Genomic DNA, 14,728 nt, shown 5'->3' on the forward strand with positions numbered 1-14,728 from the left:
TATGAAATTCAGTGAAAAGTGGTTACGCGAGTGGGTCAATCCAGCAATTGATACTGATGCGTTATCTGAGCAATTATCAATGGCGGGTTTAGAAGTTGATGGTGTAGACCCAGTTGCCGGTGACTTCCAAGGTGTGGTTGTCGGTGAAGTGGTCGAATGTGGTCAACACCCAGATGCTGACAAACTTAGAGTAACAAAAGTAAATGTAGGCGAAGACGAGCTACTAGATATTGTCTGTGGTGCCGCTAACTGCCGTGCCGGTTTAAAAGTAGCGGTTGCTAAAGTGGGCGCAACGCTTCCTGGCGATTTCAAAATTAAGAAAGCCAAACTTCGTGGTCAGCCGTCTCACGGTATGTTGTGTGCGTTTGAAGAGCTTGGCATGGCGGAAAGTTCAGACGGTATTTTAGAACTCCCTATGGATGCGCCAATTGGCCAAGACATTCGTGAATACTTTGGCTTGAACGACGTGACTATTGACGTTGATTTAACGGCTAACCGTAGCGACTGTTTAGGGATCAAAGGTCTGGCTCGTGAAGTTGGGGTACTAAACAGCATTGACGTAACAGAAGTTGCTATCACGCCTGTTGCGCCAACGATTGATGATAAAATCTCTATTGAACTGGTAAATAGCGAAGCATGTCCACGCTACTTAGGTCGTGTGATCAAGGGCGTTAATGTTAAAGCAGAGACCCCGTTTTGGATGGTAGAGAAACTGCGCCGCTGCGGTGTTCGCTCGATTGATCCAGTTGTTGACGTAACGAACTACGTGTTGCTTGAGCTAGGTCACCCGATGCACGCGTTCGATTTAAGCCAAATCGAAGGTGGAATTAAAGTACGTAATGCCTTTGAGAATGAAGAGCTAGTATTGTTAGACGGCAACACGGCGAAGCTTAATCCATCAACGCTACTGATTGCTGATGATAATAAAGCACTTGCGATGGCCGGTATTTTCGGTGGTGAACAGTCTGGTGTTAGTGACGAGACAAATGACATCTTGCTAGAAAGCGCGTTCTTTGCACCGCTTGCGATTGCAGGTCAGGCACGTAACTACGGTTTGCATACCGATGCATCGCACCGTTACGAGCGTGGTGTAGACCCAGTGCTGCAGCGTGATGCAATGGAAAGAGCGACAGGCTTGTTACTTGAAATCGTTGGCGGTGAAGCAGGCCCGATTGTTGAAGCTGTGTCAGAAGCAGATTTACCAAAAGAGCGTCAGGTGACGTTACGCCGTGAGCGTTTAGACCGTGTGATCGGTTATCATATCGAAGATGCTAAAGTGTCAGACATTTTAACGCGTCTGGGCTTAGCTGTAACATTTGCAGGCGGCCAGTGGCAAGCAACAGTGCCAAGCTATCGCTTCGATATTAGTATCGAAGAAGACTTAATTGAAGAAGTTGCTCGCGTATTTGGCTACAACAATATTCCAAATGTGGCGCCAACCGCTGCGTTAAAGATGACAGATCATCAAGAAGCACGTTTGCCTGTAGCGCGTTTTAGAGATGAGTTAGTAAGCCGTGGTTATCAAGAAGCCATCACATATAGTTTCGTTGATCCAAAAGCACAGCAGCAGCTACATCCAGAAGCTGATGCATTAATTCTTCCGCACCCAATTTCGATTGAAATGTCAGCAATGCGTGTAAGCTTGATGACAGGCTTGATCAATGCGGTTTCTTATAACCAAAACCGTCAACAGTCACGTATTCGCTTATTCGAAACGGGCCTTAAGTTCATCAAAGACGACAGCGCGGAAAACGGCGTACGTCAAACAGCTGTGATTGGTGGTATCGCGTATGGTAATACGCACAATGAACACTGGTCTGTGCCTTCACGTAAAGTGGATTTCTTTGATGTGAAAGGCGATGTAGAAGCATTACTTGCGCTTTGTAACGATAAAGCACGCTTTAGCTTTAAAGCAGAAGCGAGCGATGGTTTGCACCCAGGTCAATCAGCTGCAATTTATGCAGACGGTAAAAAGGTTGGTTTCATCGGTGCTGTTCACCCTCAGCTATTAAAGCCGTTAGAGCTTAAAGATACACCATATGTATTTGAAATCGACATGGCTGCTTTAGAAAATCGCCTGCTTCCAGAAGCAGTTAGTATCTCGAAATTCCCATCAAATAGAAGAGATATTGCTATTTTAGTTGCAGATGACGTAAAAATAGGCGATATTTTAGAGTGCATTGAGAAAGTTGGCGGAAATCAATTAGTTGACCTAAACTTATTCGATGTGTACAAAGGGCAAGGGGTTGAACCTGATCATAAGAGTTTAGCCATTGCTCTAACATTACAAGCGGTTGATAGAACGCTCGAAGAGAAAGACATCAACGCGGTTGTAGAAAACGTGGTGGCCGAACTGGCCAAACAATTCAATGCATCGTTGAGGGACTAGATATGGCGCTTACTAAAGCCGACATAGCTGAACACCTATTTGAAAAACTGGGGATCAATAAGAAAGATGCCAAAGACTTAGTTGAAGCGTTTTTTGAAGAAATCCGCTCAGCGCTAGAAAACGGCGAGCAAGTAAAGCTCTCTGGGTTTGGTAACTTTGACCTTCGCGACAAGAAGGAACGCCCAGGTAGGAACCCAAAAACTGGGGAAGATATTCCTATCTCTGCGCGACGCGTGGTAACTTTTAGGCCTGGCCAAAAGTTAAAAACCCGTGTTGAGGTCGGCACAAGCAAAAACTTGTAATATAAGAAAGCCTTGGTGGTGATACCAAGGCTTTTTTTATATTGAAATAGTTTTGTCACATATTCAAGCTACACTCTGCGCTTGATTGCGTTCTGTGGAGTGGAGAGCTTATGCGAGGAGCACACTCCTTAAGCAAGTTGTTTAAGAATATCTTTATTGCTTGGTTGTCTTGCACCTTTGTATTTTCAATTTTGGCAGCATTCACTTATGTGCATCAAAAAGAGACTGCTAAATCCAACCTTACTACCGTAGCGAGTCGGATTGTATCTGACATCAACAAAGAGTTTGCTGTAGTAGACGATACCTTAAAACATGCTATCCACCTTTCTTCGAATTGTGACCCTGAGGGTCTACAGTACATGCGTAGATTGGTTTTTGAAAATCCAGGTATGAGCGAAATAGGTATAGTAGATAGTAAAGGGAAATTGGTTTGCAACTCTTTTGGGCAGCTCACTCCACCTGTTAATACCAGTGCCCCCATAAAAAAGCCCGGGCTAAGATACTACGGTCCAGTTATTACTGACTACCTGGAGCTTCCAGCCTTTGTTCTAGCACGTACAAGAGACGATGGCTATGAAGTGAATGTGTTGATCCCTGCTCATTGGCTGAAGAGTATGCTTGATATTTCGGCTCATCATAATACCGATTTTGCTGCCTTGGTCGACAATAGCACGGGTGTGCCGATTTTTTTAAATGGTAAATACGCTTTGCCAATCCGTCAAAAACTATTTCCGTCCGCTAATAGCCGTGCAGTAGAAGCACTTTTTGATGATGGAAAAGTAAAATTTGCTTACGTTGCTGCTATTCCAAGTTTACCGCAGATGAGTTTGATTATTGCAAAAAATGACGAGCAACTAGTGAGTCTAGGTTGGTTATGGTTAATACTCTGGAGTGTTTTTTATGGCGTCTCTTGGGTTGGCCTTACGTTGTTATTAATCAGTTATGACAAGCGCCAGTTAAGCAGTAAAACCCAAATACTAAGAGCATTGGCAAATGATGAGCTGTTTAACGTATATCAACCACTCGTTAATTCCGAAGTGAAGTCGATAGTGGGCGTAGAGGTGCTCATTCGTTGGCGACATCCACTTGAAGGTGTGCTAGGGCCAGCTTACTTTGTTCCCGAGGCTGAGCGAGATGGTACTATTTTAGATATCTCGATAGCGCAAGTCGAAAACGCTGTGCGTGATTTGACGGACATCTTGGAAGCTCAGCCAGACTTTAAGGTTTCTTTTAACGTTAATGGTTTACTTCTGGGTTCTAAGCGCTATATAGACGCCTTACTCGCTGCAAAATGTCAAATATCTTCATTAACTATTGAGTTAACTGAGCGCGATGTGCTGACACAAGCTCAAACCAAAACGGTACTAACTGAGCTCAAACGTGCTGGAATAGAAATCGCGATTGATGATTTTGGCACGGGGTATAGTGGTCTGCAGTACCTGCAAAGTTTTCCGATTGACCTACTGAAAATAGACCAGAGCTTTGTCGCATCGATTGGCCTAGATACTTTGCAATCCCCGGTTTTATCGGCGGTGATTGATATGGCGGAAAAGCTGGACAAAAAACTGATTGCCGAAGGGGTAGAAACTCAGGCTCAAGCAAGTTACCTAAAAAGTCGAGGAGTGAATATTCACCAAGGCTGGCTTTACTTTAAAGCATTGGAGCTGCCGCAATTGCAGTGTGAGGTAGGTAAAGCGCTGGGTGATAACAGAGCAGCTTAACCACTCTGTTACTTTCAATAGACCCTAAAATTAAATAACCTTAGCGAAGTAGCAACCAAATGCATCAAGAGTGAGTACATTTGCGCTTGCCGTGCCACTTAGGTGCTTCAGGTCGCACTGCATTAATGCAACTTCAGGAAGTGTCACGCTTTGCTGAGTAGCGGCTAAGTTGAATGCGCACAGCAGTGTCTGGGTTTGTGCTTTACGGTAAAAAGCTAATACTGGCTCTGGAGTATCAATAAACTCAATATCGCCTGTTTTTAGTGCAGGTTGCGCATTTCGCCACTGTAAAAAAGCTTGATAGTAGCTGAGCGTTGAATAGTCATCTACTGCCTGTTCATCTACAGCTCGTAGCGCATGCGCTTCAGAAACTGGTAACCAAGGCTTAGATTCTGAGAATCCAGCATTGGTTTTTTCTTTTGTCCACGGAAGCGGCGTTCTACAGCCATCACGGCCTTTAAAGTTTGGCCAGAAGGTAATGCCATATGGGTCCTGCAGCTCCTCGAAAGCAACGGTGGCTTCGCCAAGTCCAAGTTCTTCGCCTTGATACATACAGACGCTACCGCGCAATGAACCGAGAAGGGCGGTGAGCATTTTGACCTGCGTATCGTTCACCTTGCCATCTACACTCCAGCGACTTGCTACCCGTTCTACATCGTGATTTGCAAACGCCCAACATGGCCAACCTTCGGTCATGACTGACTCTAGGCGAGCAACCGTTTCTCTGATGTACTTTGCACTATAATCGTTAGTTAGGAGCTCAAAGCTATAACCCATGTGTAGCTTGTTACCATCGGCTGTGTACTCTGCCATTGTTTGCAAAGAGTCTTCTGAGCTTATCTCACCCAAGCTAACTGTGCCTGGGTATCTATCTAATAAGGCACGGATCTCTTCCATGAACAGTAAGTTTTCAGGTTGTGTATTGTTGTAATAATGGTACTGAAAAGCATAAGGGTTGTCTTCGCTAAAGCCACGACCTTGACGAAGCTCAATAGGCTTAGCTGGATTATCCCTAAGCTGCTTGTCGTGAAAACAGAAGTTGATGGCATCTAGTCTAAATCCATCAACGCCTTTTTTAAGCCAAAATTCGACGTTGTCTAGTACGGCTTTACGCACTTCAGGGTGATGAAAGTTAAGATCCGGCTGCTCAGTTAAGAAGTTATGCAGGTAATATTGGCAACGTCTAGGCTCCCACTGCCAGGCAACACCGCCAAAAATGGATAGCCAATTGTTTGGTGGACTGCCGTCTGGATTGGCATCGGCCCATACATACCAGTCTGCTTTGTCGTTTGTTTTGTTTTCACGACTTTCGACAAACCAAGGGTGTTGATTTGAGGTATGACTAAGTACCTGATCAATGATGATCTTAATATCACGGTTATGTGCTTCGCTGATAAGCGTATCAAAATCGTCGAGTGTGCCGAACATAGGATCGATATCGCGATAATCGCTAATATCATAGCCAAAGTCTTTCATCGGTGATTTAAAAAATGGTGAAATCCATACTGCATCAACACCAAGCGACTTAATGTAGTCTAGTCGCTGAATAATACCCTGTAAGTCGCCAATACCATCTGCGTTACTGTCCTGAAAGCTACGTGGATATATTTGATAGATAACCGCGCCTTTCCACCATTCATTATTTGCCATGCACTTTCTCCAGGCTATGTGCGTGTTTATTCTGTGGTCGTGCTGAGTATCAAGTAAATACGATACTAGGCACTTTCACCACTAATTTTGCCAAAGAATACGTCATGCTCATGGGGCTGTAAAAAACCTGCATACGTATGCAGGTTTTGTTGGGTAAATTTATGATAAGTCATTTACATAATTTTATTTTATAAAATAAATTTACCAATATTGGCCTACAAAAGGGAATAACCAGATAAATAAGGCTTTACAAGACTAAGTTTTTGGTAAGACCAATTTAACTTGAGTAAGTCGTTAGATAACACGGAAGATGTGGTTTGATGTTCAGTCAACAATAATAGTCCGTGAAAGTTAAGATTTAGTGAAATTAAAGCAGGTAAATAAATGTTGTCGGTCTTATGACCTTAATAAGTAAAACTATATATTTATCATTAGGTTGGGCTTTATTTCTGTAAAAAGCCTGTAAATTTCGTTGAAATGCACTAGCTTTGAATACGTATGCATAAAGTTGTTTACAAATTTAATCAGCCGCTAGTATTTGACTGACAACAACTGTGCTCGTTTGTTTTTTCATCAGTTTGCACGCCAGATGAACAAATCGCACAATATAATATGGTTAATTGGGATAAAACATTATGTCTAAGTTCAAACCGAGTATGCTAACGCTTGCGCTGATTGCTGCAGGTGTGAGCCATGCTGCTCCTGTTGAAGATAACACTGCTAATAATGAAGAGAAAAACGTTGAGGTGATCGAAGTTCGCGGTATCTCGCGCAGTATCATCGCCTCAATAGATAAAAAAAGATTTAGCGACACCATTGCAGAAGTAGTTGATGCTGGAGACTTAGCTTCCTTACCTGACGTTTCAATTGCTGACTCGTTAAGCCGATTGCCTGGGATCACAGCGGTAAGAGCAAGTGGGCAATCATCGCAACTTAATATTCGCGGGATGAACGGCGACTTTATTCAAACCACATTAAACGGACGCGAGCAGGCGAGTACCAGTGGATATACTGCAGGTAGTCGCTGGATTTCATTCGACCAATATCCGTCAGAATTAATTAATCAAGCCGCGGTGTATAAATCACCAAAAGCGTCGCTGATTGAAGGCGGTGTTGCGGCTACGGTTGAACTTAAAACGGCAAATCCTCTCGATGCTGAAAAAGAACATAATTTTAATTCTTCGGTAAGATATTCCTACAATGATGCAGCGTCAGATGTGGGGGCGGATTCAACGGGTGAGCGCATTAGTTTTTCATACCGAGGTAAATTCCTAAATGAGACACTTGGTTTTGCCATTGGTGGGGCGTATCTAAACCAACCAAATAATGCAATTGATATTTCAGCGCATGCACCTACACGCTCTCAAGATTTTGATGGTGATGGTACTGAAGAGCGCTCAGTTAATGGCTTTCAATATCGTTCAGCCAAAGGCAGTGATGAAAGACTTGGCCTGTTAAGCACCTTAGTGTATCAGCCAACAGACGCACTCAAAGTCCAATTTGATTATTTCCATTCTAAGTTTGAATCGGAAGATAAAAAGAGCGGCTTGAATATTGAAGGGTTTTCAAAAGATATTAACTCGTTGTACACGGTTGACAATGCAGTTGTTAAAGACGGCTTTCTAGTTGCTGGGGATGTCACTATTACAGATCCAAATGGTCCATGGGTTGAGATGCGCTCTGAAGACCAATCAACGGACTCAACCACCGATAGCTTTGGCTTAAACTTACAATACACGACTGATACATGGGAGTTAAAGTTCGACTGGGCTCATAGTGAAGGGGAAAAGACGCGTAGAGATATGATTGCTTCAATGCATGCATATGAATACGGTACTTCCACACTGGAAGATGGAACGTTAGTTAACACTTGGCAAGAATTAAGAAATCAAACGTTTTCTTTTGAACAAAGAGAGAAAGACTCACCACTGTTAACACTTGGCAACGGGTATACTGACCTATCTAATATGCGACTGGGTGATTGGGAACAATTCCCTCACAAGTACACAGACGAGTTAGATAGCGTTAAAGTTGATTTTAAATATTTTATTGAGAACAGCTTTATTTCTTCAATTGAGGTCGGTGCACGCTGGTCCGAACGAGAATTTACTGATCAGCGCTCGACATTTAGATGGGGGGCACGTGAAGGTCAAAATGGTTATCAGTTACCGGATGGCACTATCGTCACGAACAAAGGCTGTGAGTTTAATGATCAGAACCACCCGTGTATTCCTCACGATTTGACGGGATATGTCTCGGTTAGAGATACACGGGGCTTTCAATACTTGGAATTAGATCTTGAAGGTATCGCTGATGAGGTATTTGGTCCAGGTAACTATGACGCGCAACAAACTTGGGGTCATAACTGGACACTTATTGAAAGTGGAGCTGTTCGAGAAGAAGTGTTAGCTGGTTATATTATGGCTAACATTGATACCGAAATTGCTGACATACCAGTGACGGGTAATTTTGGTGTTAGAGTTGTAAGAACTGATACGAAATCAATAGGCATTCAACAGATCCAAGGCGATGAAGTTGGCGACTCAATCATTGATGACAATGGCGTTGAAAGAACCGATTATCGCCATGTTAATTATGGTCCTGAGTATACAGACACATTGCCTTCACTAAACCTCAATTTCAGAGTGAGTGACACTGACCAAATTAGGTTTGCAGCTGCGGAAGTTATTGGTCGTCCACCTGTCTACCAGCTTAGAGGTGGTGCAGGTTCTTGGGCTGACACTGCAAATGATGGTACTAGTCCTCGTTATAATGTTTGGTCAAAAGGTAACCCAAATTTAGACCCATTTAGAGCGACTCAAATTGATTTATCTTATGAGCGTTATTTTGAAGATGGTGGTGCTTTTGTTGCCGCTATATTCTGGAAAGATATTGAATCTTTGATTGAAAGCATCACTTATCAGGAAGGTGAAGTTGACTGGGCTGATATTGGCTTAGAGGTACCAGATGGGTTCGTTGCAGGTCAATACCAAACGACTCAGAACAATGATCAAGGTGGATACATAAGAGGTATTGAGCTTGCTTATACCACGATGTTTGATAATTTACCGGGCATCTTTTCGGGCTTAGGTTTTAACGCTAACTATTCATATACTGAGAGCGAAACAACGGTGGATGGCGGTGGTAATTTCCCTGATCAGCAATTGCCGCTCCCAGGTCTATCAAAAAATGTTTGGAGTGCGACGGTATTTTGGAACATAGACTCGTTCACAACACACCTGAATATCCGTTACCGTGATGAGTATGTGTATGAAGGGGCTTCACCTGGTGGCTCTTCTCTAGCTTGGGCTGATGAATATACTGTGGTTGATTGGCAGGCATCGTACAACTTTGAGAATGGCTTGGAAGCCGTCTTACAGGTTAATAACCTAACTGATGAGCCAAATACCACTAACTATGGGACTGCACTTGCCACTGGTGAGTACAAAGAGTTTGGTCGCCAGTATTATTTAGGGTTCAACTACAGCTTCTAATTATTAGCAAGCATTCATGGCCACCAAAGTAACACCTGCTTTGGTGGCTTTTTTATAGTCGCTCACAGTGTAATGGGTGGTTATCATCAGTTATCTAAATTGATATGTTTGTTTCACTTTCAATACATGGTTTTTAATAGGTTTAAGGTGCGAAGGCGATGAAAAGTCAGAAAATAGTGATTTTAGGTGGTGGAACTGCAGGTTGGATGGCCGCAAATATGATGGCGAAAAGCTGGGCAGATAAAGCGATAGAAATCACTGTGGTTGAATCTTCAAGCATCGGAACTATTGGCGTTGGTGAAGGGTCTACTCCGCAGTTCAAAGGATTTATGGACTATTTAGGTATCTCGGAAGCCGAGTGGATGCCGGCTTGTAATGCGACCTATAAAAATGGCATTCGGTTTATAGATTGGTCGACCAAACCTGGGTTTTCTAGCTATTTTCACCCATTTCCTGCACAACCTGACGACTACAGTGCACCGGCTTTTTTTCATAACAGCTTTGTTCGGCGTAAGGCGATTGACGTAGAGGGCCATCCAGACCACTTTTTTTTAGCGACTCACTTGGCTGATTTAAATAAATCCCCAATTGCTGCAGAAAACTTTCCATTCGAAATTAATTATGGTTATCACTTTGACTCTGCTTTGCTTGGCCAGTTGTTGGCTCGCAAAGCGGCTGAGTTTAATGTAAAACACATTGATACCACTATTACCGACGCTCGAACACACGTTGATGGTGATATCGCAGCACTGATAACGTCGGAGGGTACGGAAGTCGCTGGTGATATCTTTATTGATTGCTCGGGTTTCAAAAGTTTACTGCTACAACACACTTTAGGTGTGGGTTTTGAGTCATTTGAGTCCAATTTATTTAACGACGCTGCGGTCGTTATACCTACCAAGCAACTTGACACTATTCGCTCCGAAACACAATCTGTTGCGCGTCAATTTGGGTGGTCTTGGCACATTCCACTAACGAACCGTATCGGTAATGGTTATGTTTATAGTCAGCGTTACTGCGATGCGGATCAAGCAGAAACCGAGCTAAGGGCTGCTTTGGGTTTGTTGGACTCAGAAGTAGAAGCTCGGCATATAAAAATGAAAGTCGGGCAAGTTAAAGCGCACTGGAGTAAAAACTGCATAGCGATTGGTTTATCTCAGGGCTTCATAGAGCCATTAGAAGCAACCGCTTTGCATATAGTCCAAGAAACCGTTCAAAGTTTCATTGAATGCTACCAAGATGCGGATTTTACCGATGGTAACAGAGATAAACACAACCGCGCTTTGAGCGAACGGTATCAGGCTATTCGAGACTATATCGTCGCTCATTATCGTGTCAATAGTCGTACTGACACCAACTACTGGCTTGATAATGCCAACAATAACCACTTATCGCGGTCACTCTATCAAATTTTACAGACTTGGGTTTCTGGTAACAACTTATCGGATGAATTAGTTCGCCAAAACGTCGAGCAATATTACCCTTCAGTCAGCTGGCATTGTTTATTGGCAGGTTATGGTATCTACCCAGAACAATCTCAGCTTAAGTCAGGCAATGCCCTAGCAAACCAACATAGCATCGAAAAAGTGAATGATTTCATCAGACGATGTGGATTGAATTTTAAAGATCACCGAATGGAGCTAGAAAGCTTTGTGGCAAATGTTCACAAGTAACTTGGTATTAATCGTTATAAATAAAATCTAATTAAGGGTCTCTCTGAATACATATGTAATGGGTTCAGTACGTTCGTTTACGCAAGTAGACTCTTTTAAAACAGCATTATGACAACACTATGAAAAATAAATCTCTACTATTGGCTGTGTCAGCGCTTTTGGGTGGTGCAGTAGGTTTAAGCGGCTGTGGCCCTAAGCCAGTTGACAATAAAACTGAACAAATGACATTGCAATCGGAAGTGGCACCAGTGAGCAAACCCGTTGTTTATCAAGTCTTCACAAGGCTCTTTGGCAATACCAAAACGGTGAACAAACCTTGGGGAACAATTGAGGAAAACGGTGTAGGCAAGTTTTCTGATTTTACTCCTACGGCACTACAACAAATCAAGGCGATGGGCGTGACCCATGTTTGGTATACCGGTGTCCTTCATCACGCAGTCGTAACCGATTATAGCAAGTATGGGATCAGCCAAGATGATCCTGATGTTGTAAAAGGCAGATCGGGTTCACCCTATGCGATAAAAGATTACTACAATGTTAATCCTGATCTTGCGAACGATCCTTCCGCACGACTGGCTGAATTTGAAGCCTTAATCAAACGCACACATGACGCCGGTTTAAAAGTGATCATTGATATTGTGCCAAACCATGTCGCTCGTAACTATGAGTCACTCGGTGCGCCCAAAGGAACTGTCGATTTTGGCGCGAATGACGACACGCAAGTTGCATATGCTAGGGACAATAACTTTTATTACGTGGTTGGTGAAGAATTTGCAGTACCAACGAGTGAAAGCTATCAGGTGTTAGGGGGGGGAACCCATCCATTAGCGGATGGCAAATTTGCAGAAAATCCAGCAAAGTGGACCGGTAATGGGGCTCGTGCGGCAAAGCCTGATATTAATGATTGGTATGAAACCGTCAAAGTGAATTATGGGGTAAAGCCTGATGGTAGCTACGATTTCGATCGCTTGCCAGATGAGTATGCGCAGCAAGATTACCGTGCGCACTTTGAATTTTGGCAACACAAGCAATTGCCCGATAGTTGGTACAAATTTCAAGCCATTACCCACTTTTGGTTAGAAAAGGGCGTAGACGGTTTTCGTTACGATATGGCGGAAATGGTGCCAGTAGAGTTTTGGAGCTTCTTAAACTCGTCGATTAAAACAAAAAATCCTGAAGCTTTCTTGCTTGCAGAAGTCTATAACCCCACTTTATATCGCCCGTATATCAAGCAAGGGAAAATGGATTACCTCTACGACAAAGTGGGTTTTTACGACACCTTGAAGGCGTTAATGCAAGGCAAAGGTAGTGCCCAAGCTGTGTTGGATAGTCATCAATCGGTAGCCGATATTGCTCCACATATGTTGCACTTTTTAGAAAACCATGATGAGCAGCGTATCGCAAGCCCTGAATTTGTAGGCGATCCGCTAAAAGGCAAACCCGCTATGGTGGTCAGTCACCTGATAAGCACAGCGCCATCAATGATCTATTTTGGACAAACATTAGGGGAAGATGCCTCTGAGCATGCAGGGTTCGGCAGTCCAAGCAGAACCAGTATCTTTGACTATATTGGTGTACCCGAACATCAAAAATGGATGAATAACGGAAAATTTGATGGCGCGTTACTGTCAAATGAGCAAAAGGCGCTTCGTAATTACTACGTCAAATTACTTAACCTTGCAAAGCAGCCGGCGATTGCTGCTGGTGAATACCAGCAAGTCGTTATGAGCGCTGAGATGTCAAGCAATGCTGAAGCCGTCATGGCATTTGGCCGTAAATTAGGTCAACAAAAGCTGTTGGTCGTGAGCAACTTTAATGCAGAACAAGAACAAACAGTCACCGTCAATCTGCCTAAAGACTGGCAGGGTACTTATAACGATATTTTAGAGTCACACCCGACTTTACAATTACAACCAACAGCTGATGGCGAGCATGCCAACGCAACGATTACGCTAGCGCCGCTTGCCAGCGCAGTTTATCAATTAGAGAAGTAACCTATGCAACAAGAACAACAAAAACCACAACTCAGTTTTTGGCAGATATGGAATATGTGCTTTGGGTTTCTTGGGATCCAATTTGGTTTTGCACTACAAAACGGCAACGTGAGCCGTATTTTTCAAACCCTTGGTGCAAAGGTCGATGACATCCCTATATTGTGGGTTGCAGCGCCCTTAACGGGTTTAATCGTGCAACCAATTATTGGCTATTGGAGTGATAGAACATGGGGAAAACTTGGCCGTAGAAGACCATTTTTCTTGTGGGGGGCTATTCTCACCACGCTATCGCTTTTTATCATGCCCAATTCTCCAACGCTTTGGATTGCGGCGGGTATGCTGTGGATCATGGATGCGTCGATCAACGTCACGATGGAGCCGTTTAGAGCATTAGTAGGTGATAATCTGAATGAAAAGCAACGTGCTACAGGTTATGCGATGCAGAGCTTTTTCATTGGGGTTGGTGCCGTGGTCGCGTCTGCGCTGCCTTGGGTGATGACCAATTGGTTTGAGGTGAGTAATACAGCACCTGCTGGACAAATCCCTGACTCGGTAAAATACGCATTTTACTGGGGGGGAGCTATCCTGTTCATCTCCGTATTATGGACGATTTTAAAAACGAAAGAATATAGTCCTGAGCAACTCGCTGCTTTTGAACAAGCGCAAACGAATACGCAAAGCGCAACACTGTCAGACCTACCTGTGAACTTTATAAAAGGCAGTGCGGTGAGTGGTTTCATTGGCGTTATTGTGTTGCTTGCCGTTGCACTTCTTGGCCTTGAAAAAGAGCTTTATTTGCTTAGCGGGCTGCTCATCGCTTTTGCAATTGTATTTGTCATTGCGCATGTGATGCAGCAAAAACAGCGTGTAAGTAATGGTTTTTATCATGTTATTTTTGACTTATTTACGATGCCAAAGACCATGCAGCAGCTTGCTGTGGTGCAGTTTTTTAGCTGGTTTTCGCTATTCGCCATGTGGATCTACACTACCTCAGCGGTGACGAGCCATCACTATGGTACGTCAGATGTAACGAGCAAACTTTATAACGATGGTGCTGACTGGGTTGGGGTGTTATTTGCAGCTTACAATGGCTTTGCTGCCATTGCTGCGATGGTGATCCCATTCATGGTTAAGCACATTGGTCTCAAAGGGGCACATGCAGCTAACTTGTTTTTTGGTGCTGTGTCTTTAATTAGCTTCAAATTTATTGGTGACCCCACATTACTTTGGTTGCCAATGGTGGGCATTGGCTTTGCTTGGGCATCTATTTTGTCATTACCTTACGCGATGTTAAGTAACGCTTTGCCAAGCAACAAAATGGGTGTATTTATGGGGATCTTTAACTTTTTTATCGTGATCCCACAATTACTCGCCGCCAGTATTCTAGGTCTAATTCTACGTCATGGTTTTGATAACCAACCGATATTTGCACTCGTCATCGGAGGCGTGTCATTTTTACTCGCTGCATTAGCTGTTTCAAGAGTCACGATAAAGGCTCAATAAGG

At 43.5% G+C, this 14,728-nt stretch carries 8 protein-coding genes; 7 read left to right on the forward strand and 1 reads right to left on the reverse strand.

Annotated features, from left to right (window positions below):
• The first annotated feature begins 1 nt into the window (after nt 1).
• The 3 genes from pheT (at nt 2) to CWC29_RS05910 (ending at nt 4,412) form a co-directional block, all read left to right on the forward strand.
• Nucleotides 2–2,389, forward strand: coding sequence for a phenylalanine--tRNA ligase subunit beta (gene pheT / locus CWC29_RS05900; protein ID WP_128728342.1), 2,388 nt, complete (start codon nt 2–4; stop codon nt 2,387–2,389).
• Nucleotides 2,390–2,391: 2 nt separating this feature from the next.
• Nucleotides 2,392–2,691, forward strand: a complete 300-nt coding sequence (gene ihfA, locus CWC29_RS05905; RefSeq protein ID WP_010377997.1) for an integration host factor subunit alpha — start codon at nt 2,392–2,394, stop codon at nt 2,689–2,691.
• 110 nt (nt 2,692–2,801) lie between these two features.
• Nucleotides 2,802–4,412: an EAL domain-containing protein gene (locus tag CWC29_RS05910; RefSeq protein ID WP_128728341.1), complete on the forward strand. Its 1,611-nt coding sequence runs from the start codon at nt 2,802–2,804 to the stop codon at nt 4,410–4,412.
• Nucleotides 4,413–4,442: 30 nt separating this feature from the next.
• Here the strand turns inward: CWC29_RS05910 and CWC29_RS05915 are convergent, their stop codons facing one another.
• The gene (locus CWC29_RS05915; RefSeq protein ID WP_128728340.1) at nt 4,443–6,062 is read right to left on the reverse strand and encodes an alpha-glucosidase family protein; all 1,620 of its coding nucleotides are present in this window, start codon (nt 6,060–6,062) and stop codon (nt 4,443–4,445) included.
• A gap of 635 nt (nt 6,063–6,697) precedes the next feature.
• On the opposite strand from CWC29_RS05915, the gene CWC29_RS05920 reads away from it, so the two are divergent.
• From CWC29_RS05920 to CWC29_RS05935, 4 genes are all read left to right on the forward strand, one after another.
• A complete protein-coding gene (locus CWC29_RS05920; protein ID WP_128728339.1) occupies nt 6,698–9,556 on the forward strand; it encodes a TonB-dependent receptor in 2,859 nt (952 codons plus the stop codon).
• A 158-nt stretch (nt 9,557–9,714) separates the two neighbouring features.
• Nucleotides 9,715–11,229 (forward strand): tryptophan halogenase family protein, encoded by a 1,515-nt coding sequence (locus tag CWC29_RS05925; protein WP_138522307.1) that lies wholly within the window; start codon nt 9,715–9,717, stop codon nt 11,227–11,229.
• Nucleotides 11,230–11,348: 119 nt separating this feature from the next.
• Complete coding sequence (locus CWC29_RS05930) at nt 11,349–13,223, forward strand: alpha-amylase family glycosyl hydrolase (protein ID WP_128728337.1); 1,875 nt, start codon at nt 11,349–11,351, stop codon at nt 13,221–13,223.
• Between the two features lie 3 nt (nt 13,224–13,226).
• Complete coding sequence (locus tag CWC29_RS05935; RefSeq protein ID WP_128728336.1) at nt 13,227–14,726, forward strand: MFS transporter; 1,500 nt, start codon at nt 13,227–13,229, stop codon at nt 14,724–14,726.
• Nucleotides 14,727–14,728 lie beyond the last annotated feature (2 nt).

It is taken from the genome of Pseudoalteromonas galatheae, from assembly GCF_005886105.2.
Lineage (GTDB): Bacteria > Pseudomonadota > Gammaproteobacteria > Enterobacterales > Alteromonadaceae > Pseudoalteromonas > Pseudoalteromonas galatheae.